Source organism: Candidatus Woesearchaeota archaeon, from assembly GCA_021735165.1.
GTDB lineage: Archaea > Nanobdellota > Nanobdellia > Woesearchaeales > 21-14-0-10-32-9 > JAIPET01.
In genome coordinates this window covers 1-26,349 of record JAIPHP010000014.1, presented here as the reverse complement: position 1 = coordinate 26,349, position 26,349 = coordinate 1, and the positions used below count along the sequence as shown (strand labels likewise).

At 32.0% G+C, this 26,349-nt stretch carries 27 protein-coding genes and 2 tRNA genes; 12 read left to right on the top strand and 17 right to left on the bottom strand.

Annotated elements, in window-relative coordinates:
• Positions 1–68: 68 nt before the first annotated feature.
• A complete protein-coding gene (locus K9L97_04185; protein MCF7872207.1) occupies positions 69–743 on the top strand; it encodes a HesA/MoeB/ThiF family protein in 675 nt (224 codons plus the stop codon).
• A 194-nt stretch (positions 744–937) separates the two neighbouring features.
• Here K9L97_04185 and K9L97_04180 read toward each other — a convergent pair whose 3' ends face one another.
• The 8 genes from K9L97_04180 to K9L97_04145 all read right to left on the bottom strand — a co-directional run bounded on the left by K9L97_04180 (position 938) and on the right by K9L97_04145 (position 7,758).
• Entirely contained in the window at positions 938–1,729 is a 792-nt protein-coding gene (locus K9L97_04180; protein MCF7872206.1) for a hypothetical protein, read from the bottom strand.
• Between the two features lie 586 nt (positions 1,730–2,315).
• Positions 2,316–4,742 carry a valine--tRNA ligase gene (locus tag K9L97_04175; GenBank protein ID MCF7872205.1) on the bottom strand — a complete coding sequence of 809 codons (2,427 nt, stop codon included), beginning with the start codon at positions 4,740–4,742 and terminating at the stop codon, positions 2,316–2,318.
• A gap of 57 nt (positions 4,743–4,799) precedes the next feature.
• Positions 4,800–5,072, bottom strand: coding sequence for a hypothetical protein (locus tag K9L97_04170; GenBank protein ID MCF7872204.1), 273 nt, complete (start codon positions 5,070–5,072; stop codon positions 4,800–4,802).
• Positions 5,073–5,074: 2 nt separating this feature from the next.
• On the bottom strand, positions 5,075–5,584 hold the full coding sequence (locus K9L97_04165) for a hypothetical protein (protein MCF7872203.1): 510 nt from the start codon (positions 5,582–5,584) through the stop codon (positions 5,075–5,077).
• A gap of 60 nt (positions 5,585–5,644) precedes the next feature.
• Complete coding sequence (locus tag K9L97_04160) at positions 5,645–6,184, bottom strand: hypothetical protein (protein MCF7872202.1); 540 nt, start codon at positions 6,182–6,184, stop codon at positions 5,645–5,647.
• A gap of 155 nt (positions 6,185–6,339) precedes the next feature.
• Positions 6,340–6,479, bottom strand: a tRNA-Cys gene (locus K9L97_04155).
• A 19-nt stretch (positions 6,480–6,498) separates the two neighbouring features.
• Positions 6,499–6,735, bottom strand: a complete 237-nt coding sequence (locus tag K9L97_04150; protein ID MCF7872201.1) for a hypothetical protein — start codon at positions 6,733–6,735, stop codon at positions 6,499–6,501.
• Positions 6,736–6,777: 42 nt separating this feature from the next.
• A complete protein-coding gene (locus tag K9L97_04145) occupies positions 6,778–7,758 on the bottom strand; it encodes an Lrp/AsnC family transcriptional regulator (protein MCF7872200.1) in 981 nt (326 codons plus the stop codon).
• A gap of 98 nt (positions 7,759–7,856) precedes the next feature.
• Here K9L97_04145 and K9L97_04140 point away from each other — a divergent pair, with 98 nt between their 5' ends.
• From K9L97_04140 to K9L97_04130, 3 genes are read left to right on the top strand one after another with little or no spacing between them, the layout of a single operon-like run.
• Positions 7,857–9,023, top strand: a complete 1,167-nt coding sequence (locus tag K9L97_04140; GenBank protein MCF7872199.1) for a hypothetical protein — start codon at positions 7,857–7,859, stop codon at positions 9,021–9,023.
• Complete coding sequence (locus K9L97_04135) at positions 9,020–9,649, top strand: aspartate/glutamate racemase family protein (protein ID MCF7872198.1); 630 nt, start codon at positions 9,020–9,022, stop codon at positions 9,647–9,649. The genes K9L97_04140 and K9L97_04135 overlap by 4 nt, the downstream gene beginning before the upstream one ends.
• 43 nt (positions 9,650–9,692) lie before the next feature.
• A complete protein-coding gene (locus tag K9L97_04130) occupies positions 9,693–10,115 on the top strand; it encodes a hypothetical protein (protein MCF7872197.1) in 423 nt (140 codons plus the stop codon).
• A 313-nt stretch (positions 10,116–10,428) separates the two neighbouring features.
• On the opposite strand, the gene K9L97_04125 is transcribed toward K9L97_04130, so the two are convergent.
• Positions 10,429–12,534, bottom strand: a complete 2,106-nt coding sequence (locus K9L97_04125; protein ID MCF7872196.1) for a beta-propeller domain-containing protein — start codon at positions 12,532–12,534, stop codon at positions 10,429–10,431.
• 190 nt (positions 12,535–12,724) lie between these two features.
• On the opposite strand from K9L97_04125, the gene K9L97_04120 reads away from it, so the two are divergent.
• On the top strand, positions 12,725–12,877 hold the full coding sequence (locus tag K9L97_04120; GenBank protein MCF7872195.1) for a DUF5679 domain-containing protein: 153 nt from the start codon (positions 12,725–12,727) through the stop codon (positions 12,875–12,877).
• Between the two features lie 30 nt (positions 12,878–12,907).
• Entirely contained in the window at positions 12,908–13,462 is a 555-nt protein-coding gene (locus K9L97_04115) for an ATP-binding protein (protein ID MCF7872194.1), read from the top strand.
• 127 nt (positions 13,463–13,589) lie between these two features.
• On the opposite strand, the gene K9L97_04110 is transcribed toward K9L97_04115, so the two are convergent.
• Positions 13,590–13,712 (bottom strand) — tRNA-Arg (locus K9L97_04110).
• 163 nt (positions 13,713–13,875) lie between these two features.
• Between K9L97_04110 and K9L97_04105 the strand changes: the two genes are divergently transcribed.
• Positions 13,876–14,646, top strand: a complete 771-nt coding sequence (locus tag K9L97_04105) for a methyltransferase domain-containing protein (protein MCF7872193.1) — start codon at positions 13,876–13,878, stop codon at positions 14,644–14,646.
• Between the two features lie 4 nt (positions 14,647–14,650).
• On the opposite strand, the gene K9L97_04100 is transcribed toward K9L97_04105, so the two are convergent.
• The 3 genes from K9L97_04100 to K9L97_04090 are packed head-to-tail and all read right to left on the bottom strand — an operon-like array spanning position 14,651 to position 17,806.
• A complete protein-coding gene (locus K9L97_04100; GenBank protein MCF7872192.1) occupies positions 14,651–14,962 on the bottom strand; it encodes a hypothetical protein in 312 nt (103 codons plus the stop codon).
• Between the two features lie 34 nt (positions 14,963–14,996).
• Positions 14,997–16,853, bottom strand: a complete 1,857-nt coding sequence (locus K9L97_04095; protein MCF7872191.1) for an ABC transporter permease — start codon at positions 16,851–16,853, stop codon at positions 14,997–14,999.
• The gene (locus K9L97_04090; protein MCF7872190.1) at positions 16,850–17,806 is read right to left on the bottom strand and encodes an ABC transporter ATP-binding protein; all 957 of its coding nucleotides are present in this window, start codon (positions 17,804–17,806) and stop codon (positions 16,850–16,852) included. Before K9L97_04090 ends, K9L97_04095 begins: the two co-directional genes overlap by 4 nt.
• A gap of 117 nt (positions 17,807–17,923) precedes the next feature.
• Here K9L97_04090 and K9L97_04085 point away from each other — a divergent pair, with 117 nt between their 5' ends.
• A complete protein-coding gene (locus K9L97_04085) occupies positions 17,924–18,151 on the top strand; it encodes an Lrp/AsnC ligand binding domain-containing protein (GenBank protein MCF7872189.1) in 228 nt (75 codons plus the stop codon).
• 54 nt (positions 18,152–18,205) lie between these two features.
• Positions 18,206–19,204 carry a hypothetical protein gene (locus K9L97_04080; GenBank protein MCF7872188.1) on the top strand — a complete coding sequence of 333 codons (999 nt, stop codon included), beginning with the start codon at positions 18,206–18,208 and terminating at the stop codon, positions 19,202–19,204.
• Here K9L97_04080 and K9L97_04075 read toward each other — a convergent pair.
• Complete coding sequence (locus K9L97_04075; protein MCF7872187.1) at positions 19,158–19,808, bottom strand: TIGR01906 family membrane protein; 651 nt, start codon at positions 19,806–19,808, stop codon at positions 19,158–19,160. The two genes, K9L97_04080 and K9L97_04075, sit on opposite strands and share 47 nt — an antisense overlap.
• 230 nt (positions 19,809–20,038) lie before the next feature.
• Entirely contained in the window at positions 20,039–21,811 is a 1,773-nt protein-coding gene (locus K9L97_04070; GenBank protein ID MCF7872186.1) for a ribosome biogenesis/translation initiation ATPase RLI, read from the bottom strand.
• A 133-nt stretch (positions 21,812–21,944) separates the two neighbouring features.
• On the opposite strand from K9L97_04070, the gene K9L97_04065 reads away from it, so the two are divergent.
• The 3 genes from K9L97_04065 to K9L97_04055 all read left to right on the top strand — a co-directional run bounded on the left by K9L97_04065 (position 21,945) and on the right by K9L97_04055 (position 24,133).
• A complete protein-coding gene (locus K9L97_04065) occupies positions 21,945–22,508 on the top strand; it encodes a redoxin domain-containing protein (GenBank protein ID MCF7872185.1) in 564 nt (187 codons plus the stop codon).
• A gap of 150 nt (positions 22,509–22,658) precedes the next feature.
• On the top strand, positions 22,659–23,771 hold the full coding sequence (gene thyA / locus K9L97_04060; protein ID MCF7872184.1) for a thymidylate synthase: 1,113 nt from the start codon (positions 22,659–22,661) through the stop codon (positions 23,769–23,771).
• Positions 23,772–23,911: 140 nt separating this feature from the next.
• Positions 23,912–24,133 (top strand): dihydrofolate reductase, encoded by a 222-nt coding sequence (locus K9L97_04055; GenBank protein ID MCF7872183.1) that lies wholly within the window; start codon positions 23,912–23,914, stop codon positions 24,131–24,133.
• Here K9L97_04055 and K9L97_04050 read toward each other — a convergent pair.
• Positions 24,043–24,735, bottom strand: a complete 693-nt coding sequence (locus tag K9L97_04050; protein ID MCF7872182.1) for a class I SAM-dependent methyltransferase — start codon at positions 24,733–24,735, stop codon at positions 24,043–24,045. The two genes, K9L97_04055 and K9L97_04050, sit on opposite strands and share 91 nt — an antisense overlap.
• Before the next feature lie 46 nt (positions 24,736–24,781).
• Positions 24,782–26,158, bottom strand: coding sequence for a DNA photolyase family protein (locus tag K9L97_04045; GenBank protein MCF7872181.1), 1,377 nt, complete (start codon positions 26,156–26,158; stop codon positions 24,782–24,784).
• Between the last annotated feature and the right edge of the window lie 191 nt (positions 26,159–26,349).

Sequence of the window (26,349 nt, the reverse complement as noted above, 5' to 3'; positions counted from 1 at the left end):
GCGATTTTCATTATTTTAGTGGTTATTTTATAAGAATTAATATAAATTAGTTGTTGTTCTGTTTTTTCATGGATAGGTATGTTCGTCAGATTAAACTTTCGGAGATTGGAGTAGAAGGTCAAAGGAAACTTAGAGATAGTTCTGTGGTTGTTGTTGGTGTAGGAGCGCTTGGAACTTTGTCTGCTGAAATTTTAGTGAGGATGGGTATTGGCAAGGTTTGTTTGGTTGATGGGGATAGGGTTTCTCTTGTCAATCTTCATAGGCAGGTTTTGTTTTGTGAAGATGATGTTGATAAGTTGAAGGTTTTGGTTGCAAAGGAGAAATTAGGTAGGCTGAATTCAAGTGTAAAAGTTGATGTTGTTGATGAATTTTTAAATGAAGATAATGTGGATGTGTTGCTTTTTGGGTTTGATTTGATTTTGGATTGTACTGATAATATGAAAGCTCGGCAGGTTATTAATGATTTTTGTTTTCGTTTTGGGAAAACTTGGATTTATGCTGCTGCATCTTCTGTGAGAGGTAATGTTGCTGTTATTGATGATGCTGAGAAGTTTAGTTCTTTTTTTAGAACGGGGGAGACTTTTGATAGTTGTTCAGATGTTGGCGTTTTTAGTCCTGTTTGTTCTTTGGTTTCAAGTATTCAGGTTTCTGAAACTGTTAAATTTTTGCTTGGGAAAGAGTATTCTAAAGAACTTTTGAGATTTGATTTATGGAAGAATTCTTTTGATAAAATAAAACTATAAAAAAATATTTTTTTTAGCAGTCACTTTTTTCCGTTTTTATTGAATTTTAGCAACAAAAGGTTTAATGCCCTGGCCTGTTTAGAAATTCTTTGAATTTTTGACATACAGATAGCTTTGCTTCACGTAAAAAGCTTGCTTTTTAGTGTACAAAAATCTTTTTAGATTTCTTGTTGTTTTTGCATTTAGGTTGGGGATTAATTCACGTTTTCTTTATTGTATATATTGTCCATGTCTGTGACTTCGTCCGTTCCAAATATAAAATTTTCATGTATGTCTCTTATGTCTTTTGAATCATAGGTTCCAAGAGAGGGCCACATATTATTTGCTAGTATTGGTAGGTATTTTTTGTCGTTGTTTATGTGGCTTATTTTAACTTCCGCGGTTTCTATTCCATAAACTAGTTTGCCAGCTTCATCAACTTCTATTGGTTCTAGCTCAAATATGTCTTGTATTGCTGTTGTTCTAAGTATGTCTTCGTGGTTGTAAGTTTCTATGTCTTCTTTTGGGTCGTCTAAGTAATTTTTTTTAATCCAGTCAATGCCTTCTTTTTCAAGTATGTATGTTAATTCGTTTGTTTTTTCTCCGAAACCTATGTTTTTTATGAATCCTATTCCTGTAGTTATTTTTTTGTAGTCTGATTCTGCTTTTAATAAGTATAGGAAGTCTATGTCTTTGGGAAATATTTTTAGTTCTAAGTTATCTCCTTTTATTTTTGTTATTTTTGTCTTGGTTTGTTTATCGTAGAATACGGGTGTTTCATAAATGTCTTTTATGAATTCTGTTCCTTCTTTTGTTAATTCTATTGCTTTCCAGTTTGTTAGATTTTTGTTTTCAAAAGGAATTGTGTTTTTTATGTATGGTGCTCCTCTTTTGTTACTTTTTTTTGCTTCTTTTAGAAACATTTCTGTGAATTCTTTTTCTTCTTGTGTTATTTTGTTTGTTGTTATTATTTTATTGTTATCAAGAACAAAGTGTTTTATTATCATTGTGTGTTTCCTCCGTTGTGTTCGTTTTAGGTTTTAGGTTTGTGTGTTTGAGGTTATTTATAAACATTTCCATTTTGTATTTACTGTTGAGTGAAAATTCTGCATTTTTATATCTATGTTTCTTGTTCTTTTTTATGAAGAGTGGTTCTTTTTATTTAGAAGTATTTAAGTTTTTCTTAGATTTTTGAATTTTTTCTTGCGTTTTTTTTAACTAATTTAGAGCTTGATTGTATTTTTTCTCTGCCTACGTTGAATTTCATATCTATTTTTAGTTCTTTTCATAATTTGTGTTCTTGTATGAATTTGTAATTTTATTTTTTTGTTAGCTAATTATGGTTGTTTATTGTCGTTATTAAGAAATCTTTGGGTTTCTTTGTTTCTTTCATCAATTTTACATATGAACGCCAGAAAGGTAATATCTTTTAAGATGGATATGAATGGTACTTTGCTTAGTATGTTCAAAAATTTGTGATTAAGAAACAATTGTTAAAGTTCGGCTTTTTAAGGCGGGGATGGATTGTTTCAGCAATTTTTTTTACGTGTCATTTATATTTTGGACTAAAGTCTCTGCTTATTATAATTCGTTTCATTTTTGTATTTCTATTTTTAGTTCTTCTGATTTTTTATAGTTTATTATGTTTATTATTCCGACTTTTTTTATGTCTTCTTCTATGAGTTGTATATTTTTTTGTTTTTCTTCGGCACAGTGTATTGTTATTTCTTGAAGTTCTTCTTTAAGGCTTAATTTGTTTTCTGATTTATATTTTCTTATTTCTGCTATGATTTCTACTGCTAAGTCGCCTGTTTTTTCTGCTTCTTCATCAACTAATTCTGGATTGTATTCTGGCCACTTTGTTATATGTATGCTTTTTTGTTTTTCAAAATCTTTGAAGTATGCGTGGTATATTTCTTCTGTTATGAAGGGCATTATTGGTGCAAATAACTTTATTTGTGTGAGTAATGTATGGTATAGTGTTGTTTGTGCCGCGGTTTTTGATTTTATATTTGTTTCTTCTCCGTATGTTCTGTGTTTTACGAATTCTAAGTAGTTGTCGCAGAATTTTTGCCAGAAAAATTTGTCTGTTTCGTGTTTTGATTTGCTGTATTCGTATTCTTCAAATCCTTCCGTGGATTTTTTTATTGTTTTTTGGAGTTTTGATAAGAGCCATTTATCCATGATTTCTAATGAATCTGTTTTTAGAGTGTTGGTATTTGAATCGTGGTCTGGTTTGTAGCCTTCTAAGTTCATCATGGTGAATTTTGAAGCGTTGAATAATTTTGTGATTGTTTTTTTTCCTGTTTGCACATCTTTTTCTTGGTATGGTGTGTCTTCTCCAAGTCTTGATCCTGCTGCCCAGTATCTTATGCTGTCTGATCCGTATTTTTCTGTTATGTCTTGCGGGCTTATTGTATTCCCTTTGCTTTTGCTCATCTTGTTTCCTTTTGGATCTAAGACGAATCCTGAGATCATTATTTGTTTCCAGGGTACTTGATTGTGGTGGTATATGCCTTTTGTTATTGTGTAAAATGCCCAGGTTCTTATTATGTCGTGGGATTGTAATCTTATTGTTTCAGGGTACATTTTTTTGAACTTTTCAGAATTGTTCGTCCAGTCTAATGCTATTTGTGGTGTTAATGAGGATGTTGCCCATGTATCCATAACGTCTGTTTCTGGAATGATATTTTCAGTTTCATGTCCTTTAGGTTTATCTTTTAGAGGGTATACTGGTAGTTGTGGTTCTTCTGCAAGTATTATTTCTCCTGTATCTTTATTTCTCCATACAGGAAATGGCGCTCCAAAGTGTCTTTGTCTGCTTATGCACCAATCCCATTGAAGATTTTCTACCCAGTGTATGTATCTTTTTTTCATGAATTCAGGGTGCCAAGTTATTTTGTCTGCTGCTTCTATTAGTTCTTGTTTTTTATCTAACACTCGTATGAACCATTGTTTTGTTTTTAGTATTTCTATTTCTGTTCCGCATTTGTCGTGTACGTTGACTGCGTGTTTTATTTCTTTTTGTTTTAATAGGAATCCTTCTTTTTTTAGGTCTTCAAGGATTGCTTTTCTTGCTTCCTTTATTTCGAGTCCTTCATATTTTCCTGCTTCTTTGTTCATTCTTCCATCTTTTGTAAATACTGTTTTTAAAGAGAGTTTGTATTTATGCCATTTTTCTACGTCTTCTTTGTCTCCGAAGGTGCAAACCATCATGAGTCCTGTTCCTTTGTCCATTGTTACTGATTCGTCAAACATTATTGGTACTTCATAATTAAATAGAGGTACTGTCGCGAATTTTCCTTTTAATTCTTTATATCTCTCATCGTCTGGATGCGCGAATAGTGCTACACAGGAAGGTATCATCTCAGGTCTTGTTGTTGCTATTATAAGGTCTTTTTGTCCTTGTTTGAATATTATGTCTGAGAAGTGTGATGTCATTTCTACATTTTCAAATTCTGCTTGAGCGATCGCTGTTTGACATTTTGGGCACCAGCTCATCGGACTTTCTTGTTCGTAGATTCTTCCTTTTTTGTATAATTCTATGAAACTTTTTTGTGATGTTTTTATTGAATGTTTGCTTATTGTTGAATAAGATTTTTTGTAATCTGCGCTTATTCCGAGTTTTTCCCAGTCTGCTATGAATTCCGGTTTTATTTCTTCTATTGTTTTTTCACAGAGTTCTATGAATTCTGATCTTTCCATTTTTGTGGATTTTACTTTTTTTGTTTTTTCTATAAGTCGTTCAGTTGGCAGTCCATTGTCATCTGTTCCAAATGGGTAGAATATTATTTTTCCTTTCATTCTGTGGAATCTTACTATCATGTCTCCTTGTGCATAGGAGAATGCGTGTCCGATGTGCATTTTTCCGCTAACTGTTGGCGGAGGCGTATCTATTGAATAGATTTCTTTAGTTTCATCCAGGCTTTGTTCTTTGAATGTAAAAATGTTTTTTTCAGCCCAGTATTTCATCCATTTTTCTTCTGATTCTTTTGGTTCGTATCTTTTTGGTAATTCCACTTAAGTTCCCTCTTAATTGTTTAGATTTAGATGTTATTTATATAGTTTTTTGGATGTTTATAGTTGATCTGCTGTTTTTAAGGGGTAGCCATTTATTTCAAGGCCTTTTTTTAGGTTTATTGGTCCGCATTGCATGCAAAGAAAAAAGGTTCCGTATTTTCCTTGTTTGATGTCTAGCCAGTCTCCGCAGGCACATTTTACATCTAATAATTCTTCATCTTTGTGTTTTTGACAGGTTGTTAGTCCTTGCTTGTTCTTTATTGTTGATTGTTCTCCGCAGATGAAACATTCGTCTATTTTTGATGCTCCATATATTTTTTTTCTGAACATTTTTACAGCCACTCAGTCATGGTTTTTATTTTTTGTTGTATTTGTTCTTCGTTTTTTTTGTTATAAAATATTATGTCTATTGATTTGTATTTTTCGTTGTTATTGTTGTGTTTGTTTTTTATGTTTTGTTTTTTATGTTTTGTTGAGTTTAGAATTATGAATGAATTCATATTTTTTATTTGCGCCATGTGGTAACTCCATGTTTTTTTTATCGCTTCTTCAGGAGTGCTTTTTTCTTTTTTTATGGTTTCATTTATTTTTTTTAGGTCATATCCATAATTTATGTCCGCATAATATCCTATTATTTTATTTTCTAAGTTTTCATATATTTGGTTGAATATTTTATATCCTTGTATTCTTGTTTTTGGTTTTGGAGTTGAATCTAGGCCTTGTATTGTGTCTATTCTTAAGAATAATAGGTTTGCTCTTACTTGTCCATGGCCAAGTTTTGTGGTTTTGTGAAATATTTCGTATTCAGTTTCTGTAATTTTTTTTAAATTTAGGGAGTTCATAAGAATTGTGGTGTTAAATTGCGTTTAATAAATTTTTGGGTGAAAGTTAATGTGTTTTTTCTAAGAAGATTTTTGTGTGCGATAGGCATGGTTTGTCCTTTTTGCTAAGTTTTCCGCACTCTTTTTGTACATTTTAGATTGTATGAATTTGTATGTTCCTATTATTATTAATGCAGCGCTTAGAATTAAACCAGGCGATTTTAAATCTTTTATCTTGTTTTGAGTGTGTTCAAACATTTTGTATTGTTCTGTTTTTTGTATTGTGATTATTTCTTTTTTGATAGAATTTATTTTTTCGTCTATTAGTTTGTCTATTGTTGTATTTGGGATTTTCAGGGAGGTTATTTCTTGGTTTATTATAGATTTTTTTTCTTGAATTTCTTCAAGTTTTGATTTGTGAGCTTTGTATAGTTTCATTTCATATGAGTCTGCTATATCTTTATGTAGGGGTGATAGCGAGAATGTGATTCCTGCAGTAACTGCTCCTGCAGTTGCAAATCCATATGCTGATATTTTGCTTTTTCTCTCGTTTTTTTCTTCTAAATGTTGTAACTTGATAAGAGAATCATAATCTTTTATTCCTTGAAATTTTGTTTTCACTTTGTTTTCATAGACAGGTAATTAATGATGACTTATATACTTTTCATTCTTTACCACTTAGAAGTTAATACTTTTTTTGTATCGGGTTTGGTTGTGTGAAAAAATGGGTGGTTGCTTGTATTTTTATTGTTCTTATTTTTTTTAAAGAAAAAAAAAGCGGACGGAGGGATTTGAACCCCCGAATAACCGCTATCAGCTTTTTATCATCGTTCACATACTTTAGTTGTGAACTCATCATAGCAGTTTCTGCTTGTGTTCTGCAGGCGGTCGCCTTAGACCGCTTGGCTACGTCCGCATTTATGAATTTTTTTACATTAGGGCTTATTCTTGGAAGGTAACTTGTTATTTTTCCAAAAAATAAATTTGGATATTGTTTTTGGATCGCTGAAACCTATTTCATCAACCCATTTTTTAAGCATTTGTTCTTCACTTAAATATATTCTTGTTGTTTTGTCGTATTTAGAAGGCATTTTGTTCACTTTAAATTCTTTTCGTTTAATGATGTGTGTATTTGTTTGATCTTGTTTATTGCGCGCTATTTTTTTCTGCATGCGGGTTACATTGTTTGTGATTTGCAAATGTTGTGATGTTTTCTAAGAACTTCCGAAACTGCTGAAGACTATTTTTTTAGAGGGATATATGTGATCTTCTGAAAGTATTGTAGATTCCATGTGTGTTATGCTAGACGCGAATTCTCTTTCAATTTGGTTTATTATTGTGTTGTATTCGTTGTAGTTTTCTACAATAACTTCAAGTTCCATGTCCCAAGGAGCGATTGTTCTAAGTGAGTGTATTATGTTTGGATGTTGTTTTATGAATTCTAGAAAGCGGCTTTCTTCTTTTTTTGTCAGGTTCTTGAAATAGATAAATGTCTTAAAAAATTCATATCCTAGACTGTGAAAATCTATTTCAGTTTTGTATTGGAGAACTATTCCAAGTTTCTCTATTTTTTTTATTCTGTTTCTTATCGTGTCTGAACTGACTTTGAATTTATTTGCTAGATTTACAGTAGACATTTTTGAATTTTGAAAAATGCTTGCAAGTATGTTTTTATCAAGAGAGTCTATGTTATTTTTTTCAGGATTTCCAAAAAGCTTGTATTCTGAAATTTTGTCTTTTGCAAGAAAATTTTTTGAATAGACTTTTGCATCAACTACTATTGCTGCGGTTTGTGTCAGGATAAGTTCTTTGAATTCTGAAAATAATCTTTGCTTAAAATCATAGAAATCTGTATTTGTATATGAGAAGAATGTTAGTCCTGTTGTGAATACTCCATCCCCTATACCTAACCAGAATAGGGTTTTCTCATTTTTTACATACTCGTAGAATCTGTTGCGTTCTTCAGGTATGTTTACTAGTTTTAAATATAACTTATATACTTGATAGCCTAGTTTTGGCGGATCTATCCATGTAAAATATCTTGTTATGATTCCTTTTTTTTCAAGCTGTCTGATTCTGTAACGTGCAGATTCTTTTGACCTGTTTATTTTTTTGGCTAGCTGAGTTTCTGCGATTCTCGCATTTTGGTCTAATTCAAAGAGTATTCTTTTGTCATATTTGTCTAAGGAAATCATGTTATTTAGTCAATAAGCTATTTCTATTATATAAATGTGTCGTAATATTTACTAATTTTTAAGAACATATTTAATATAGTTGTGTTGACTACAAAATAGTGATGAATTTCAATAATCGGATTTATTTCAATGGACGGCCGTCGCAAGATGAGCAAGAAACGGCTAAACGGAAAGGATATCCTCTAACACTTTCATTGTCGTTGGGTGCAAAAGGGAGTCGCGGCAGAATTTGTGATTTGGCTTGTGAAGGTTGTTATGCTGTGAATCTTAGAAATGATAGTTGCGAAAAATTCGAGAACAAAAAAAAGCTTTCTATGGAAGATGCGTGTGAAATCATAAAAAAATTCAAAAATATTGGAGGTAAATATGTTATTACAGCAGGTCCGGGAGAACCATTTTTAGATTCTCTTTTTTATAATAGAAAAACTTTTTTAAATAAGGTTACAGGATCTTTATTTCCTCTCCTTGATTATGCTGTTGAATTGGGGTTGCACTGGACTTTTTTTACTAATATGACTGCGCTTTATGATGAAACTCTTGCAAATGAATTAGTCAAAAGAAAAGATAACCTTAGCGTTATTGGGAAGTTGCACACTCTTAACCCTGAATTGCATGATAAACTAGTTGGAGGGAAAGGAAAATATTCAAAAATAAATTGTGTGCGGGTTGGAAACAATGAATATATCCCTATAGGGCTTCATAACTTAATAAAAAATGGTTTTCAGGAAGTAAAAAAAGAATTGGGTAAATCAGTTACAAATCTAGGTGTTGAAGTTAACATGTTTAAACAAAATTACAAAGATATTCCAAGAGTGACTGAATGGTGTGTGGAAAACGGCATATATCCTAACATTGAAGGTTTGGAGATTGCAGGAGATGCTATACAAAAAGAATCAAAGTTGAAATTAAGTTCTAAGGAAAAAGTTTGGCTGGAAAATAAATTGGAAGGTATTTTGGGAAAAGAATTTTTTTATGACAGGATTGGCACGACCGATTTTTGTTATAGTTTTCAGGGGTTGACCCTTGATCAATATGGAAATGCAAAAGTTTGTTTCGTTGTTGACGATATGGCAGAATATAATGTCAAGAAATATGGGGTTAAGGGGGTGTGGTATAAGATTGAAAAAACAAGATCAAAGATTACGGACTATGTTGAAAGTCAAATGGAAAGGGATATATGTTTACTTCCTGAATGTCGTCTTGGCATCTTGGCAAGCAAGCTTCCTAAAAGGTTGTTCTTAAAAAACACTGTTAAGAAAAAATGATTGGCATAATTGGTGGAGCAGGACCTGAAGCATCAGCAAAGCTTTATTTGAGAATTATTGAAAAATGCAAAGAAAAAGGTGCACTCTATGATTGGCAGTTTCCACATATTTTTATTGACAGTGTACCTTTTGATGATATTATTTCCAAGACAACTTCAGATTATGTTGGCACGCAGGTCAAAGAAAGCATTTTAAGGCTGAAAAATGCAGGTGCTAAGCACATATTCGCTAATTGCAACAGTTTGCATGCAATAATTAGGGAAGGAAATCACGATGTCTTTGATTTACCAAAAGAAGTTAGTCAAAGAGTCAGAAATAATGTTTTTACTAGAATTGTGTTGTTAGCGACTTCAGCGACGATAAAGCATAATATTTATGAGGGCTTTGATTTGCCGACTGGCAAGGATCAAGAACTTTTAGATGATATTATTTTAAATATCGGAATTAGAGATAAAAGAAAAAAAGAGTTTGAATATCTTGTAAAGAAACAAAATGCTGACTGCATAATTTTGGGTTGTACTGACTTAAGTTTGTTTTATAATGTAATTCCTAAAAATGTGGTTGATAGTCTTGAGGTTCTTGCAGATGTTATAGTTAGTTACTCAAAAGTAAAATATATTTTTTGAATTTGGCAAAATTTTAAATACTTGGTTTTATTTCTGTTTCTTCATGAATAATGATTTGACTAATAAGAATAATTTTGTTATTTCTTTAAGGGATCATTTAATTAATTGGTTTGGTACTGATAGGGCCTATACTTATGGTGAGGGTAATTCTGAAGTCAGGGTTACTAAGGGCTTTTATTGTTTATATCGTAGGGAAGGCAGTGAACCTGAAGACATTACTGGTTTTTGTTTTAGAAAAGATTTATGTGCTAAGGTATTATATGAAAAAAAGGATATTTTAGATCATATATGTGATTTTGCTATGAACGTTCCTAGTTTAGAGGAAGTAAGTCTTTCTGATAATGGTTTAAGTTTTAGCCTAAATGATAAAAATTATTTAGTTAGTGTCGGTATTGGTAAAGGTCCTTATGATGTTATTGATGTTTCTGTTATGGAGTCTATTTCTGTTAAGAATTTTTTTAAGTGATTTGTCGGTTTTTTTAAGTAAAATAAAAAATTTATGTGCTTAAGCATCAACAAAACACATCTTAGTGTTCTTGGAAATAATATTATTGCGCGCTAGTGAAGGGAGTTTAATACAAATAAATGCTTTGCATTTATTGTACACAAAATTTTTGTTTTTGTCGTGCCCCGTCCTACTCAGAAATCTTTGACTTTTGGCATGCGAATAAAAGCTTTGTTTTTATTGCACACAAAAATGTTCGTTCATTTTTGTTGTGCCAGAAACTTTGTTTCTATGCATAAACGGACAAAATAATTTTAAATAAAAAATAAAAAAATTAGTATGTTGGTATATTTGGCGTGTTTTCTGTTGTCAATTCTATGTTTTTTATACCTTTAAGTGTTTCTAAGTTGTTTATTCTTAGTAGGTATGGGCTTTTTGTGTACAGCTCATCTTCTATGTATAGGCTTCTTTCTACGCTTGGGCTCCATCTGTTGTTTGTTCCTTCGCTGTGGTCTATTAGGCCTCTTAGTTCTACTTCGTCTTTTGTTATTTTGAATACTAATGCTCCGTTGTAGTTTTCATCTTGGTCTTGGTAGTTGTAGTTAAATGCAGGTATTACTAGGAGTTCTTTTTCTTTATTAAAAAGGAATGCTTTGTGTTCCCATTCTGCTGAGGTGCTTGAATATTTCTGGTCTGAAACATATTTCGCTACTTCTTTTGGTTCAGTAACATCTGTTACATCAAACAAGCTTATTTTGATTCCTTGTTGTCTTCCTGTTTCTGTTGCATCTCTTCCTATTCCTATGATTGTGTTTTCATCGTATGGATGTAGGTATCTTGAGAATCCTGGTATTTTTAGTTCTCCTAGATTCTCAGGATTTTTTGGGTCTGATAGGTCTATTACAAAGAACGGGTCTACTTGTCTGAATGTTACCATGTAGAGTTTGTCTTGTATGAATCTTGTGCTGTATATTGTTTCTCCTTGTGCTAGTCCTTCTATGCTCCCTAGTAACTCCAAATCTTGATTAAGTGTGTAAACATTGTTCTTTGTGTTTTGATTCCATATGGGAGGCATCGGCATTATATCTAGTCTTTCATTATTTGTTGTTTGTTCTTGTTTTGTTTCTTGCGTGTATCTTTCTCTTGTCGTGGTTGCAACTCTTAATATTTCTTTGTGTTCGTCCATTGCGAATTGGTTGTTTAGGGTTCCTGGTATTCTTGTGTTTGATTGTAGTTGTATGTTGTTTTCTACGTTTACTTTATTTATTATTGTGTATTCTAGATATTTTAGTTCTTTTAGTTTTTCTTTTAGTTTTTGTTCTGTTTGTTCTTGTATTTCTTCTCTTTTTTCTTCTTGTAATGCGTATAGGTATTCGTTGTAGAGTTGACTTATTTTTTGTGTTTTTTCTGCTGAGTTTAGGATGTCTGTGTCTACTTCTCGTATTTTTTGTATTAGTGTTTTGTAGTGTTCAGGCATTTCTGGTTCCATTACTTTTTGTAATATTTCTTGTCTTAGTTCCCATTCGCTTATGTATTCTGTGTGGGCTAGGTAGATGTTGTTGTTTGACATGTAAGTTGTTGGTTGTCCTTCAACTGTTATCATTTTACTTTCGTCAAGTTCGTTATTTTCTGTATTTATTTGGTGTATTCCTATCAGTCTTGGGTTTTGGTAGTTTATGTTGAAGTATTCTATGTTTTTTGGTTCAATTTGCGTTATTGTGTTATCTTCTATTATTATTGGCATAGGGGTTATTATTCTGTTTTCAGGGTTGGTGTTTGTCATTAGGTATATTTTGTTGTTTATCATTCTTGATTCTAAGTAATTTCCTTCGAATTTGTATGTTTTTTTGAGTTCAGGAGTTATTTTGTCTGTGATATCATATATTTCAAGGTATGTCATTCCATTGTTTATTCTTATTTTTGCTTCGTCATAGATGTTGTTGTAGTCTACGTTTCCAAATATTGCTAATTTGTTTTTTTCTATAAATAGTCCTGTAGGCGTATTTTTTAGTTTTATTGTGGATATTATTTCTGCGTCTTCTCCAGGGTACGCGTTTATTATAAATAGTGTTTTATCTGTTATTGTATATATGTATTCTCCATCTGTTTTAATTATGTCTCCTTCGTCTATTCCTTGTACTTGTACGTTGGTTTGAGAATAGTCTGTTGTTTGTGTTGCTGCGCCTAATTTCATAGCTGTGTCTTCTATTGCTATTTCCGCTGTGTTTGTTGCTGACCTGAATGCTCCTGTTAGTAATCCGTAGTAGCTATTTTGATTTGTATTTTGAGTTATGAATTCTTGATATTCTTTGGTTGTGCTAAATGTTGTTGTTTTTATGGTGTTTTCTGGGTCGAATTCATTTTTGTAGTCTGTTGTCGTTTGGCATGCTGTTATTAGAAGTGTTGTTATTAATAGTATTGTTATTATGTTTTTTTTCATGTGTTTTTCACCTTTTTTTCTTTATTTTTAAATCTAGTAAGTTGTGTTTATTAATATTCTTTTTTTAGATTTCAATGGGGGTTGAAGTTATAAAACTTTGTCTTCTTTATAAATGGAGTAGAAAAGCTTAAGAATAGGAACGTTTAGATTTATAGTATAGCGCGTTATTCTCGCTCGGAGGAAAATCAAAATGACTGAAGGAAGATGTATGAAATGTAAAAAACAAGTTGAAATCAAGAATGGTAAAGAAACTAAAATGAAGAACGGCATGAATGCTATGAAAGGAGAATGTCCTAAGTGTGGAACTAAAGTTTTCAGAATTCTTGGAAAAGCTAAGAAGTAAATTTATATATGATTTTATTTTTTTATTATTATGAAACAGGTCATTTTTGGGATGGCGGGGCATCCTGCTGCAGGAAAGTCTACGTTTGCGAAAAAATTAGTTAAAGAATTTAATGCTTCTCATATAAATAAGGATGATTTTAGAGATTTTTTTGCCGAAAATATTTTGGATTATAAGGGCGCTGATAAATCTTATAGTAATGAAAAGATACTTTCTGTTAATAGAGTTGTAAGGGTCGCTTCAGATAAGCTCATAGAGGAACTTTATTCTAGGGGTGTTTCTTTTATCGTTGATGGTTATGGTAAATTTAAGGAGAGTAGGGAGCGTATGAGACAATTTTTTAAAGAGAAAAAGATAAATTTGCCAATCATAATTATTCATGTTGTTGAGGACAAAGATGTTATTCTTGAAAGACTAAAGGAAAGGGATAGTGGAGGAAACACTAAGTGGGTTGAAAACTTTAAGATTAAATGGGAGCCTGGTTTTTCTAAACCATCAGAAGAAGAATGTGATTTTTTTGTTGAAGTAAATAAGTATAATCATGAAGATGCAATTGAAAAGATTAGAAATTTTGTTAATTCTTGAATGTTATGAAGAAAATATGAGCCCGGCGATAAACAAAAACATCCTGTTTTTGAATCACCAGTCTCAGTTCATGATTCTGGCAAATTAGGAATTGTTTTCCTTATTGCCGATTCATAAAATTTGTTTATGAGCCCGGCGAGATTCGAACTCGCGATCTACAGCTCTCTTTGCGTTCTGGCTAAGAGCCAGCGAATCTAGAGATTCTAGCGCGTAGAAGGCTGTCGCCCTATCCAGGCTAGGCTACGGGCCCCTGTAGTTTCTTTTTTATGGGCTTGAACGACTGCAAGGAGAGAAACCCACCTTGCGTGTCAACTGAGCGTAACCAGTTAAGGATTAGCTACAGACCCACACTTTGTTATGGAAAAAATATTCATTTATAAATATTTATAAAATGGCTTGCTTTTCTGTGGGTTATGGTTAAAAAAATGCTTTTTCGGCTTCCTAGAACTGTGAAAAATGAAGAATCTGGTAGGATTATTGTTATGAATAAATTGGAGAGGTATTTTGTTGAGGATTCTAAGGATTTTCATGGCAAAAATCTGGTTGCGCCTAAGGATGTTCTTCAGAAGAATGGGATTTGCGAAGTTGGGAAGGATAAATTGGTTATTTTTGATGCTGATTTTAATGATGTGTATAGAAGAATTAAGAGAAATGCTCAAATTATTACGTATAAGGATATTGGTGCAATTATTAGTTATTGTGGTCTGAATAGAGCTAGCAAGGTTATGGAAGCTGGTTCGGGGAGTGGGGGTTTTAGTTGTTTTATTGCTGGCATTGTGAAAGAAATTGATAGTTTTGATGTTAATGTTGAGCATCAGGAAACTGCAAAGAAAAATGCTGAAAATTTAGGGATTAAGAATATTAATTTTGATATTAAGGATGTATATAAAGAAGATTTATTTGAAGAAAATGATTATGATTTATTTCTATTAGATGTTCCTGAACCAAGCCGAGCTCTGAGTTCTGCTAGCAAGGTTCTAAGAGTGGGTGGTTTTTTGGTTGTTTATGCTCCTCATATAAGCCAGGTTCAAGAGGTAGTCTCAAATCTTTCTGAGAATTTAGTTGTTGAGAGAACTATTGAGGTTATTGAGAGGGATTGGAATGTTTCTGAGAAGACCTTAAGGCCTGTCACTAGGGATTTTGGCCATACTGCTTTTCTTTGTTTTGTTAGAAAAATATGTTAGTTTTTTATCTGTTTTTTATGTATTCGCTAATTTTATTTGATAGTTTTTGTTCATATTTTTTTGTGCTGTCTTCACATTCTTTTATTTTAATTTTTAGTTGTTTTCTTGTATTTTCTGTGAATTTTTCTTGTGTGTAGAGGATTGTGTAGTTTTTCATGGTTCTGTAGAATTCTAAAAGTTTGGTTTGTGTGTTTGTAATTTCTATTATTTGTTCTATTGGTTTGGTTTCTTTTGGCTGATTTATTATTGTTTGTTCTTGATATTTGTCTGAGTTAAGAAAGAAAGTCAAGAAGATTGTTGCTATTGTTTTATTCATGATTGGGGGATGCTTTTTTTGTTTATATACTTTTTTAGTTTTTCTTTGAGAATGCTTTTTTGTGTGCTAATAGTACGCATGCAAGGAGTGTTGTTAGTTCTGTGAGGAATGCTAATGTGTATAGGGGTTTTATTTCTAGGAGTTTTGAACCAAATATTAATGTTCTGCGGAGCACTTCTTCACTGATGTTGAAAGGGGTGAATTTTGCTATGTCTCCTAAGGGTCTTTGCATTGTTTCTGTTGGTATTACTAAGTTTGAAAACATTAGCAGTATTATTGTAAGTATTACTGCGATTAGTATTGCTGTTTCATCCGATGTGGATAGGTATCCTATGAGCATACCTATGCTTGAAAATATTAGTATGCTTAGTATTAGTATTGGTATTATTGTTAATGGGTTGAATACTACATTTATTTTGAATAGTAATAGTCCTATTATTAGAACTATTAGGACTTGTATGCTTGTTAGTATTATTGCAGTTATGTACGTTCCTATATTAAAGAGGTAGTCGCTTACAGGCAGTATTTGGTTTCTAAAGAATGCTTTTGATTTTTTTTCTCTCATTATCAGGGTATTTCCAAGTAGTATTCCTTCGAATAGTATTACCATAATTATTATGCTTGGGAACAGCATTTCAAGCGTATTTATTTTTTTTGTTGTCAGTGATTTTATGCTTGTTTTTATTGGTTTTATTATTGTTTGCGCGTTTGAGTTCGCTATTTTTTCAAATTGTTCTTGTAGTGTGTTTAGTTGTTGAGTCATTGTTTGTATTGCTTGCGCGCTTTGGTTTGTTGCTTGGGTCATTCCTTGTAGGTTTTGTGTTAGTGATTGTTGGTTTTGTTGCATGTCTTGTATGTTTTGTTGTGTTTCGTTTGCTTGTCCTTGCGCTTGTTGTTGTATTGTGCTTACTCTTTGTATTATTGAATTTATGTAATCTTGCATGTTTTGTGTTGTCTCTTGGAAGAGTTTTGTTTTTTCTTTTTCTTTTTTTAGTGTTTCTCTTATTGTTATTAGGAGGCTGCATGTTGGGTCGTCTTGGGTTTGTATTAGCGCTGCGAGCCCTTGCGTTTTCAATTGGCTAGATAAGTCGTTTGAGTTTGTTTCTGTGCAGCTTAGTTGGGTCATCGCATTGTTTATTTCGTTTATTTGTGTGTTTATTGTTTGTTCTGTGTCTTTTAGTTGTGTTTCTGCTACTTGTAGTTGTATTTTTGCGTTGTTTAGTTCTATTTGTGTGTTTTGTATTTGTTGGTTTGTTGGACTTTCCGAGTTTGATATTTGGTTTAGTACTTGTATTGTGTTGTTGAAGTTCAAAGATCCTATTGCTTGTTGTATGTTGCTTAGTTCTGCGCTTAGTAATTCTGAGCTTCTTTGTAGTTCTATTAGCGATGTTGAGCTTTGTGCCATTAGGTTTGCACTTTGTTTTATGAAATTTAGTAGGTCTTGTGTCATTCCCATGCTTATGTCTGAGCTTAGTTCGTTGATTTGTCCTGAGAGTCTGCTTACTATTGCGTATACTAGGTTCATTCTGCTGTAGTCTACGTAGAATTCCATTTTTTCGTTTTCATAATTTTTCGGAAATATCATGCACATGTGGTTTGTTCCGTCTTTTACTTTGTTTATGCATTGTTCTTTGCTTTGTGTTTGGATTATTTTGAAATCTGATTTTTTCATTATGTCTAGTAAGTCTGAAGTTGTGTTTGTTTGTCCTTCTTCATATATTCCTATTTGTACTCCGTAAAAACCTGATCCTTGGAATGCTAGTCCCATTAAGACTATTAGTATTAATGGGCCAAAAACTACCATTGCTGCACTCAGTTTTGAGCTTAGTAGTCGTTTAATATTTTTTTTTACAATTGTTATTATTTGAAGGGTCATTGTTATTAGTTTCATGAGTTGTACCTCGATAGTGCTTCAAAGACTTCGCTTAAGTTTGGTTTTTCTATGCTTATTTCGGTTAGTGTTTCTTTTATGTTTTTTAGTAGTGTTGGTAGCATTCTCATAATTGTTGTTGTGTCTGGTGTGTAGAATACTAGTTTGTTTCCTTCGTGGCGGGGGTAGTATATTTGTAGATTTTGTTTTTTTAGTTCTTTCATTAGGGATCTATAGTTTCCAGGGTAGCTTTCTAGCTTGACTTCTTGGTTTCTTGAGTAGAATGTTTTTAGTTGTTTTGGGGTTCCTTTTATTAGTAGTTTTCCGTTTTTTATCATTGCTACGTTTGTGCATAAGTATTCCATTTCATCTAGTAGGTGGGAGGACATTATTATTGTGACTCCTGTTTGGTTTACTTTTTTTATTAGTTGCCAGATTCCTTTTCTTAGTATTGGGTCAAGTCCTGTTGTTGGTTCGTCCAGGATTAGTATTCTTGGTTTGTGTATTAGGCTTATTGCCATGTCTAGTCGTCTTTTCATTCCTCCTGATAGGTCTTCTGCTTTTGTGTTTTTGCTATCCCATAGGTCTACTAGTTTTAGTAGTTCTTCTGTTCTTTGTTGTATTTCTTTTTTTTTTATACCATACATTTTTCCGAAGTATTCCATGTTGTCTATTGGTGTTAGTTCTTCGTAGAAGCAAGAGTCTTGTGTTGTAAAGCCAAATATTGTTCTTATTTCTCTTAGTGATTTTGATATGTCTCGTCCTCTAAAGAATATATTTCCTGAGTCTGTTGGGTAGTATCCCATAAGGGTTCTTAGAAGTGTTGTTTTCCCTGCTCCGCTTCTACCTATTAGTCCGAATAGTTCGCCTTCGTATATGTTGAAAGTTATTCCTTTTAGTACTTCGTTGTTTCCAAATTTTTTTGTTATGTTTTTGAATTCTAAGATTGGTGGTTTTTGTTGGTTTAAGAACATGTTTTGTTTTTTTGCTTGTATGCATATAAAGTTTAGTTATTATTCTGTAATGGTTACTTTGTTTTGCAACAAAGTTTTTATAGTTGGGTGTTTATTTTGTTTTTTAGGTGGTGTTTTATGTTTGCGTATATTTTGGTAAGTTTAAGAGAAGCTCATGAAAGAGGGGTTTTGGATGATTTTTTAGGTTTTGAGTCTGTCGTAGAGGGTCATATTTTGTTTGGTGAGTGGGATTTGATTTTGAAGCTTAAAGGCAGTGATGCAGATGATATTGCTACTTTTATTATGGAAAATATTAGGAGTCATGATGATGTTCGTTTGACTAGCACTTTGATTGTCGCTAAATAGTGTATTTACTTTAAAATAGTTAGTTTTTTATAGTTTCTTTCTTTGAAAATTTGTATGGTTGATGTTAGGTATGATTTTTTTATGGATTTTAAGCCCTATCTTTTTAAAAAGAGGGGGTCTGAGGTTTTTTGTTTGAAAAAGAATCATGGTGTTTTGTCTAAGTATGTTTTGCATAATATTGAAGATAAGTTTAATGAGGATTGTAAATTAAACGATAGGTCTTTGATTGAGTATTTGATTGGTGATTTGTCATATACTTTGTTTTCTGTTAATGATTTTAATGAGCTACCTTATGAGATTTCTTGGGGTAATTCTGGTAATATTATGGGGGAGCTAAGAGAGAGGATTTCTAGAAGAATTACAAAATATTTCTTGAGGCATTTTGATAAGAATTTTGGAAGGTCTGGTGGGTTGTTTAATAAGAAGTTTAATAAGGATAATAGAGATAATTTTATTGTTGAACATTCAGATAATTTTATTTTGAAAATAAAGAAATATCCTAATATGGTGATTCTTAAGGAGGGTGGTGAAGGTTTATCTGGATACTTTCCTATTAAGGAGTTAGATGGGTTGTTTGATTATAGGTATAAGAGTGATAAGTCTTTGATTGTTATGGAGAGTAAGTTTCAAACTTTGAATTTTAAGTCAAATTCGAAGTCTAAATATTTTAAGTTATTTGATGATTTATTTGATCCTTTAAGTGAGTTGTTTCCTGATAGGTCTTTTTATTTTCTTCTTTTTGCAGATAAGCGTGCTATACTTAAGAAAAATTCTAAGTGTAATGAGATTAAGAAGGAACCTATGAAGATTTATGATTTTTTGAAATCTTATGGGATTAATACTTTATTTTTTACTTTTAATGAGCGGGAATTTGATTATTTGAATATGTGTAGTCACATTATTAATCAATATGCTTATTTGAATGAAAAAAAGATGACTTTTAATGGGAAGGTGGTTTATTCTCCTGTTAATTTGGATATTTTTTCTAATGGTGTTGACGAACCCATCATTTCTTTGAAGAAAATAGGGGTTGGTATTTGGGAAGAAAAGTGATTGTTAGTGTCATTAGGGATATTATTGTGCTTGTCAAAAAGCTGTATGTTGCTGTGTCTGTGAAGAATTGGGTTGGGTAAAGTGTTATTAATAAGCTGTTTATTGGGAATTGCCAGTTTCCTTGTGGGAAGAATATGTTGTGGAATGCTGTGAATGTGTTTTGAAAGTTGAGCAGTGTTAAGATAAGAATTAGTATTCCTATTAAAAGCACTGTTATTGAAGATTGTTTTAGTGATTTTATTATTTGTTTTTCTTGTCTTTTTTTTGTGAAGTAAATTATTCCTAAGATTGCTATGAGCAAGCATATTGTTGTTATTGCGTTTATTGTTGTGTAAATGTTTTTTACGTCTTGCATGTGTTGTTTTTCTGCTTGAGTATAGTTTCCTTTGAGTTCTTCTTTTCCTAAGAGGAAGTTTATTGTGTTTTTGTTTTGTTGTCTTGCTGTTTGTTCTCCAAGTTTTTGGTAAATGTTGTTTTGCTTTGCCTGAGATTCATAATGATGTTCATTATATGAAAAGAAAAGAAAGGGGGTTAATAGAATAATAAGGATTAAGCTTATTATAAGTGTTGTTTTTATTAGGTTTTGAAGGATTTTTGATTTCATGTTGTTTTTATTTTTTATAGGGCTTTAATATTTCTTCTAATTCTTGGTTATTTTCTTTTTATTGCGCGCTAGCGAACAATCTGAAACTCCTGTCTTGGCGACTGAGTCGTAATGCTTCGTTCTGCTCAGAAATCATTTTTGATTTCTGTGTGCAAGAAACTTTTAGTTTCTTAGCAGACTCGGAGCAGCGATTTTCATTATTTTGTCAATTGTGTTGTTTGGTTCGATTTTTAGGAATAATATAGTTTTCCACTTGATTTTTGTTCTTGATCTTTTTGGCTGCCTATTTTGTTTACTCTTGGACGGTGTGATTCTTCGTCTCTTCTGAATGTTATGTTGAGTTCTTTAAGGAACCTATTCATTCCGTTTTCCATTGGGTGTGGTCCTGATGTTTTTCCTTTGATTGCGGGTTCTCCTTCGAAGACTAGTATTTTGTTTGATAGGTAGTCTATGAATAGTAGGTCGTGGTCTATTATTATTGCAGATTTTCCTTTTTCTATCATCATTTCTTTTATTGCTTTGCTTATTGTTAGTCTTTGTTCTACGTCAAGGTATGCGGAGGGTTCGTCCATTAGGTAGATGTCTGCTTCTTCTGAGAGACATTTTGCGATTGCTACTCTTTGTAGTTCTCCTCCTGATAATTGATTTAATGTTTTGTTCATTAATTGTTTTATTTGTAGTGGTCTTATTAATTGTAAGTCGTATTTCATTGCTTCTTTCAGATATATTATTACTAGTTCATCGTTTTTTTCTATGTATTGAGGTTTATAAGAGATTTTTAGTTTTCCGTGGTTTGTTTCTTTTTGTGTGATGTGGTCTTCTTCTTTTATTTGTCCTGAGATTATTTTTGCAAATGTTGTTTTTCCTATTCCGTTTTCACCCAGGATTCCTATTATGTCGTGTCTTTCTATATTTCCTTGTTCTACGTCTAGGGAGAATTGTCCTATTTTGTATTTGAATTGTTCCCATTTTGTTAGTTGTTCTGATTTGTGTTCTTTTTCTTGGGCGTGTTTGTCGAATTTTATTTCATGATCTCTAAATCTCATGTTTTCATCTGTGATGTATCCTGATAGGTATGTGTTGATTCCTGCTTTTGTTGTTTTTGCTAAAGAGCATATTCCGTAAGCTCCTTCTTGTCCATACATTAGATGTATTAGGTCCGTCATGTAGTCTAAGATTATTAGGTCGTGTTCTATTACTAGTACTGCTGTGTTTTCGTTTGCTAGTTTTTTTATGAATTTGCTTATTTTTATTCTTTGTTTTATGTCTAGATATGATGTTGGTTCATCAAACATGTATAGGTTTGCCTTTTTTAGTACTGTTGCTGCTATTGCTACTCTTTGTAGTTCTCCTCCTGATATGTCTTTTATGTCATGATTTAGTATGTTTTTTAGTTGTAGTTCTTCTATTATTTTATCTAATTCATTTTTTTCATCTGATTTTTTTAGTAGTTCATTTACTGTTCCAGTGAATGCTTTTGGTATTTGGTCTACCATTTGTGGCTTGTATGCTATTTTTATTTCTTTTTTTTCTAGTTTTTCAAAGAATGTTTGTGCTTCTGTTCCTTTGAATCTTTCAATTAGATCTTTGTATGTTGCTTTTTTTCCATCTTCTCCTAAATTAGGTTTAAGAATGCCTGCTAGTATATTTAATGTGGTGGATTTTCCTATTCCGTTTCTTCCTATTATTCCAACTACTTTTCCAAATATTGGTATTGGTAATTTGTAAAGTGCAAAGCCGTTTGGAGGGTATCTGTGTATTGGGTCTTGGTTTAGTTCATCAGGAAGGTTTACCATGGTTAGTGCTCCAAAAGGGCATTTGTTTGCTGCTATTCTGTCTGCGTCAGTTATTACTTCTTCGTTTACTTTTACTTTGCCATCAGTATCTTTTAGTATTGCTTCTTTGCCGGCTCTATTTGAAGGGCTTACTCGCATGCAAAGGTATCCTCCGCAGCCTTCTGGGTTGCATTTTTCTTTTTTTACAATCATGATTCTTTTCTTCATAGAATAACGAATTCATCAAATGTTTATAAAGGTTTTTTAACAGTTTAGCTGTTTTTGATTGTTGTTTTTAAGTATTTAATAAAATTTTTAAAAGGCCTTTTGTTCTGATTTCTAAGAAAGATGGAGGGATAAAATGGTTTTTATTGGAGAAAAAGTTGAAGATTTTGAAGTTGAAGCTTTTCAGAATGATGAAACAAAAAAGGTTAAGTTAAGTGATTATAAAGGTAAATGGGTTATAATGCTTTTTTACCCAGCAGATTTCACATTTGTTTGTCCTACAGAACTTAGTGATGCAGCTGATTTGTATGATGAGTTCAAAAAAGAAGGTGCAGAAATATTATCGGTAAGTACAGATACTGCTTTTGTTCACAAGGCTTGGCATGATCATTCTGAATCAATAAAAAAGATTAAGTATCCGATGCTTGCTGATCCAACAGGAAAAGTTTGCAGACAATTTGGTACTTATTTACCAGAAGAAGGGCTAAGTCTTAGAGGAAGTTTCATAATTGATCCTGATAGAAAACTTGTCGCTATGGATGTTCATGATAATAGTGTTGGAAGAAATGCTCATGAAATTCTTAGAAAATTACAAGCGAGCAAGTTCGTAAGAGAAAATCCGGGACAGGTTTGCCCAGCTAACTGGAAGCCAGGCGAAAAGACACTCAAGCCAGGCATGAATCTTGTTGGGAAAATTTAATTTTTTTATCTTTTTTATTCATTTATTATGATTTATATTTTTTCGAAAAAACCGGATGTTTTCCGGATTTGTAATCACTTTATAGTTGTTTCAAAAGAAAATTTTAAATACTGGTTGTTCTTGAACAGTTTTATTATTGGGGGTAAATTAATGAATAATATGAATCAAGAATATCATGATTATTTACTTTGGATTCTTTCTGATGAGAATTCTGTATTTAAAGATAGTCGAGCTGGTGGAACAATTGCAAACACTGGCGCAGCAATGAAATTTGATCTTTCAAAAGGTGTTCTTCTGATAAATACTAAAAAATTATTTTATAGGGGGTTAATTCATGAAATGGTCTGGTTCATGAGGGGTCCTGAGAATGATGGACAATTACATGTTGATTATATGGTTGAGAACAAATGCAATTTCTGGAATAAAGATCTTTTCAACCATAATTTAAAAAAAGAAGGAAGAAAATTAAATTTTAATGAATTTGAAAAAGAGTTCAAAGAGTTTGAATATAAGCTTAAATCTGACAAAGAATTCAGAAAAAAAGTCGGTGGACTAGATAGACCTTACGGGGCTCAATGGAGAGATTGGACCGGTTCTAATGGTGAGCATATAGATCAATTGGCTAATGTTATTGAAGCTGCGAAAAATAGAAGTGATAGTAGAAGACTAAAAGTAGAATCTTGGAAAGTTGACGAAATAGATAATATGGCTCTTCCTCCTTGTCCTACAGGTTATCAATTTGTTGTTATGAATGATAGGTTAGATATTGTTATGAACCAGAGAAGTGCAGATTCTTTTTTAGGTGTTCCAATGAATATTGGGGAATACGGCTTACTAGGTATTTTTGTAGCAGAATATGCAGGTCTAAAACCAGGGATATTCACACATGATATTGTGGATGCGCATATTTACTGCGGTGTAGAAGAAAAAGCAGAATGGTATTCAAATAATTTAGAAAAACTTAAAGACAGGTTACATGATGCGAAAAAACCAGAGGATTTTTTGAAAATAAAGAACTGGATTGATAGGTATTCAAAAAAACCTAAAGAAGAATGGAAAGAAGATTTTGATCATGTAACAGCAGTTTTAGAGCAGTTAGCAAGAGATACAAACAAATATCCTCAAGCTCAATTGAAAATACACTCTAACAACAGAAAACCAGCAAAAGAGTTATTGGATACTGTCAGCTTTTACGATTTTGAAGTTGTAGGCTACAAAGATAATCATTATGACAAAATTGAAAGATCTATGTCTACAGGGTGATTTAGAATGTCTGTTATTATTGCGCGCTAGCGGAAGGAGTTTAATACAAATAAATGCTTTGCATTTATTGTACACAAAAGCTTTGTTTTTGTCGTACCCTGACCTGCACAAAAATCTTTGATTTTTGGCATGCGAATAAAATGGAATTAACTCAAATTCATAAAGAATGTGATGGAGATGCTTATTTTCCTCAGTTTAATAATGAGCTTTGGAAAGTTTCAAATGTTGATAGAAGAGATGGTTTTTCTTTTATTAGTTATGAAAAAAGTAATTATTTCCCCAGTATTGCGCAGTATCCTTTGTGGGTATGTGGTACTACTTTTGATCTGAATCCCTTGTGGCCTTTGTCTGTTCTTTCATAATTTTGTATTGATATTATTTTTAGTCCTGCTTTTTCTATTAGTTTTTCTATTTCTGGTTTGGTTCTGTATTTTAGAATTACTTCGTTGTTTTTTACTAGGGTTATGTTGTTTTTGTCTAGTTCGTGCATTAGTGTTGTTTCATCTTCTGGGTTTAGGAAGTTTATGTATAGTCGTCCGTTTTTTCTTAAGCTTTTTTTTATGTTTTCTAGAAATACTAAGAGGTGTTCATCAGGGAGATGTACTGTAAAATCAAAGCATAGTATTGCAGGGTACATTTTTGGAAGTTTTTTGTGGAGTATGTCGTATTTATGTATTTCTGATTGTGTTCTTTTTTGTGCTTTTTCTATTCCTATTTCGCTTATGTCGTATCCTTCCACTGTTATTCCTTTTTCTTCTAGTAATTTTTCGTTTACGTAATCTCCGCATGGAGCACTTGCTATTTCATTTATTTTTTGGGTTTCTAAATCTTCAAGAATATTTTTTATGTGTGGGTCTGGTTCTTTTCTTAAAACAAAGTCTCTGTTGTAGAATAGTGAGTTCCATGTTGCTTCGTAGTTTTCGACTAATTTGTTAAGTTCTTTTTTGGTTATTTCTTTGACCATGTTTTTTAGAGAAGTAGTTTTATTATTTAACCTTTGTGTATTTTTTTCATTCTATGCTTTTGTACATGTTTAGAGTTTTTTCTTTTTCTTTGTAGTGGTCTATTATTGGATCAGGGTATTGCGTTTGGTTGTGTTCTTTTTTTAGTTTAATACGCTCTGTTAGTTTGTGTATTTGTTTTGGTGTTAGTTCTTTTAGTTCTGGTATCCATTTTTTTATATATTTGCATTCAGGGTCGAATTTTTGTTGTTGAAGTGTTGGGTTGAATATTCTAAAGTATGGTTGAGAATCACATCCTGTTGATGCGGCCCATTGCCAGTTTCCGTTATTTATTGAGGGATCGTAGTCTATTAGTTTTTGTGCGAAATATTTTTCGCCCCATTGCCAGTTTATTCTGAGATCTTTTATTAGAAATGAGGCGACAATCATTCTTGTTCTATTGTGCATGTATCCTGTTTTGTTCAATTCTTTCATTCCAGCATCTATTATAGGGTACCCTGTTTCTCCTTTTTTCCACGAAGTGAATTTTTGTTCGTTATTTTCCCATTTTATTTTGTCATATTTTTTACGGAAACTTTTTTCAAATACATAAGGGAAGTAGTGTGCTATTTGTGTGAAGAAGTCTCGCCATATTAATTGGCGTATTAGTTCGTGTGTTATTCCAAATTCTTTTTTTATTTTGTGATATGTTTCTCGTATGCTTATTGTTCCGAATTTTATGTGTGCTGATAAGTGCGTTGTTGCGTCTTTTATAGGGATGTCTTTTTCTTGTTTGTAGTTGTTATAGTTTTTTATGTTATTTAGTATTTTTAGTGCTTCTTTTCTTCCTCCTTTTAGTTTTATGTTCGGATTTTTTTCGTATTTTAGTTCTTTTATGTTTATTGTCTCTTTTAGTTTTATTTTTGAATAGTTTTTATTTTTGGTTTTTTCTGGTTTTTTTGTTTCTTTTTGTATTGCTTTTCGGTAGTATGGTGTAAATATTGTGTATGGCTGTTTATTTTCTTTTAGTATTTCTTCTGGAGAGTTTAAGACGTAATCTGTACATAGTATTAATCTTGTGTTTGTTTCTTCACATATTTTTTTTATTTGTTCATCTCTTTTTTTGCTGTATGGTGTGTAGTCTTTGTTTTGGTATATTGTTTGTGCTTTGGTTTCTCTTAGAATTTTTTTTATAATTTCGTATTGGTTTCCGTTTAATATGTTTAAGTATCCGTTTTTTTGTTCTATTTCTTCTTTTAGTTCTTTTAATGAGTTTATCATAAATTGTATTGCGTTGTTGCTTTTGTATTCGTTGTTTTTTATTTGTTCTTCTGAGAATATGAATATGGGGATTACTTCTTTTGTTTCTTTTAGGGCTTTTATTAGTGCTGTGTTGTCTTCTAGTCTTAGGTCTCTTCTGAATATGAAAATTGATTTTGTATGCATTTATTGTTTTTGTAATTAATGCAAATTAAAAAAGTTATGTATTTATCATTTTAGTGTGTTATCCTGTAAGTATTTCCCTTCGATACCTTTTTTCGTTTTATCATTTATTAAACCTCCGCTTTCAACTTTCGTTGAAAGGCTTGTTCTGGTGTTTCCAGAACATTAAATCTAAGAGCCATGTGTGGCCTTAT

What these genes read in the sequence shown, in the direction of transcription:
- K9L97_04170 (MCF7872204.1), bottom strand. Translation starts at nt 5,072, where the DNA reads ATGTTCAGAAAAAAAATATATGGAGCATCAAAAATAGACGAATGTTTC.
- K9L97_04080 (MCF7872188.1), top strand. Translation starts at nt 18,206, where the DNA reads ATGGTTGATGTTAGGTATGATTTTTTTATGGATTTTAAGCCCTATCTT.
- K9L97_04065 (MCF7872185.1), top strand. Translation starts at nt 21,945, where the DNA reads ATGGTTTTTATTGGAGAAAAAGTTGAAGATTTTGAAGTTGAAGCTTTT.
- K9L97_04085 (MCF7872189.1), top strand. Translation starts at nt 17,924, where the DNA reads ATGTTTGCGTATATTTTGGTAAGTTTAAGAGAAGCTCATGAAAGAGGG.
- K9L97_04090 (MCF7872190.1), bottom strand. Translation starts at nt 17,806, where the DNA reads ATGTTCTTAAACCAACAAAAACCACCAATCTTAGAATTCAAAAACATA.
- K9L97_04135 (MCF7872198.1), top strand. Translation starts at nt 9,020, where the DNA reads ATGATTGGCATAATTGGTGGAGCAGGACCTGAAGCATCAGCAAAGCTT.
- K9L97_04150 (MCF7872201.1), bottom strand. Translation starts at nt 6,735, where the DNA reads ATGCAGAAAAAAATAGCGCGCAATAAACAAGATCAAACAAATACACAC.
- K9L97_04095 (MCF7872191.1), bottom strand. Translation starts at nt 16,853, where the DNA reads ATGAAACTAATAACAATGACCCTTCAAATAATAACAATTGTAAAAAAA.
- K9L97_04165 (MCF7872203.1), bottom strand. Translation starts at nt 5,584, where the DNA reads ATGAACTCCCTAAATTTAAAAAAAATTACAGAAACTGAATACGAAATA.
- K9L97_04130 (MCF7872197.1), top strand. Translation starts at nt 9,693, where the DNA reads ATGAATAATGATTTGACTAATAAGAATAATTTTGTTATTTCTTTAAGG.
- K9L97_04185 (MCF7872207.1), top strand. Translation starts at nt 69, where the DNA reads ATGGATAGGTATGTTCGTCAGATTAAACTTTCGGAGATTGGAGTAGAA.
- K9L97_04105 (MCF7872193.1), top strand. Translation starts at nt 13,876, where the DNA reads ATGGTTAAAAAAATGCTTTTTCGGCTTCCTAGAACTGTGAAAAATGAA.
- K9L97_04100 (MCF7872192.1), bottom strand. Translation starts at nt 14,962, where the DNA reads ATGAATAAAACAATAGCAACAATCTTCTTGACTTTCTTTCTTAACTCA.
- thyA (MCF7872184.1), top strand. Translation starts at nt 22,659, where the DNA reads ATGAATAATATGAATCAAGAATATCATGATTATTTACTTTGGATTCTT.
- K9L97_04145 (MCF7872200.1), bottom strand. Translation starts at nt 7,758, where the DNA reads ATGATTTCCTTAGACAAATATGACAAAAGAATACTCTTTGAATTAGAC.
- K9L97_04055 (MCF7872183.1), top strand. Translation starts at nt 23,912, where the DNA reads ATGGAATTAACTCAAATTCATAAAGAATGTGATGGAGATGCTTATTTT.
- K9L97_04070 (MCF7872186.1), bottom strand. Translation starts at nt 21,811, where the DNA reads ATGAAGAAAAGAATCATGATTGTAAAAAAAGAAAAATGCAACCCAGAA.
- K9L97_04115 (MCF7872194.1), top strand. Translation starts at nt 12,908, where the DNA reads ATGAAACAGGTCATTTTTGGGATGGCGGGGCATCCTGCTGCAGGAAAG.
- K9L97_04120 (MCF7872195.1), top strand. Translation starts at nt 12,725, where the DNA reads ATGACTGAAGGAAGATGTATGAAATGTAAAAAACAAGTTGAAATCAAG.
- K9L97_04075 (MCF7872187.1), bottom strand. Translation starts at nt 19,808, where the DNA reads ATGAAATCAAAAATCCTTCAAAACCTAATAAAAACAACACTTATAATA.
- K9L97_04050 (MCF7872182.1), bottom strand. Translation starts at nt 24,735, where the DNA reads ATGGTCAAAGAAATAACCAAAAAAGAACTTAACAAATTAGTCGAAAAC.
- K9L97_04045 (MCF7872181.1), bottom strand. Translation starts at nt 26,158, where the DNA reads ATGCATACAAAATCAATTTTCATATTCAGAAGAGACCTAAGACTAGAA.
- K9L97_04125 (MCF7872196.1), bottom strand. Translation starts at nt 12,534, where the DNA reads ATGAAAAAAAACATAATAACAATACTATTAATAACAACACTTCTAATA.
- K9L97_04180 (MCF7872206.1), bottom strand. Translation starts at nt 1,729, where the DNA reads ATGATAATAAAACACTTTGTTCTTGATAACAATAAAATAATAACAACA.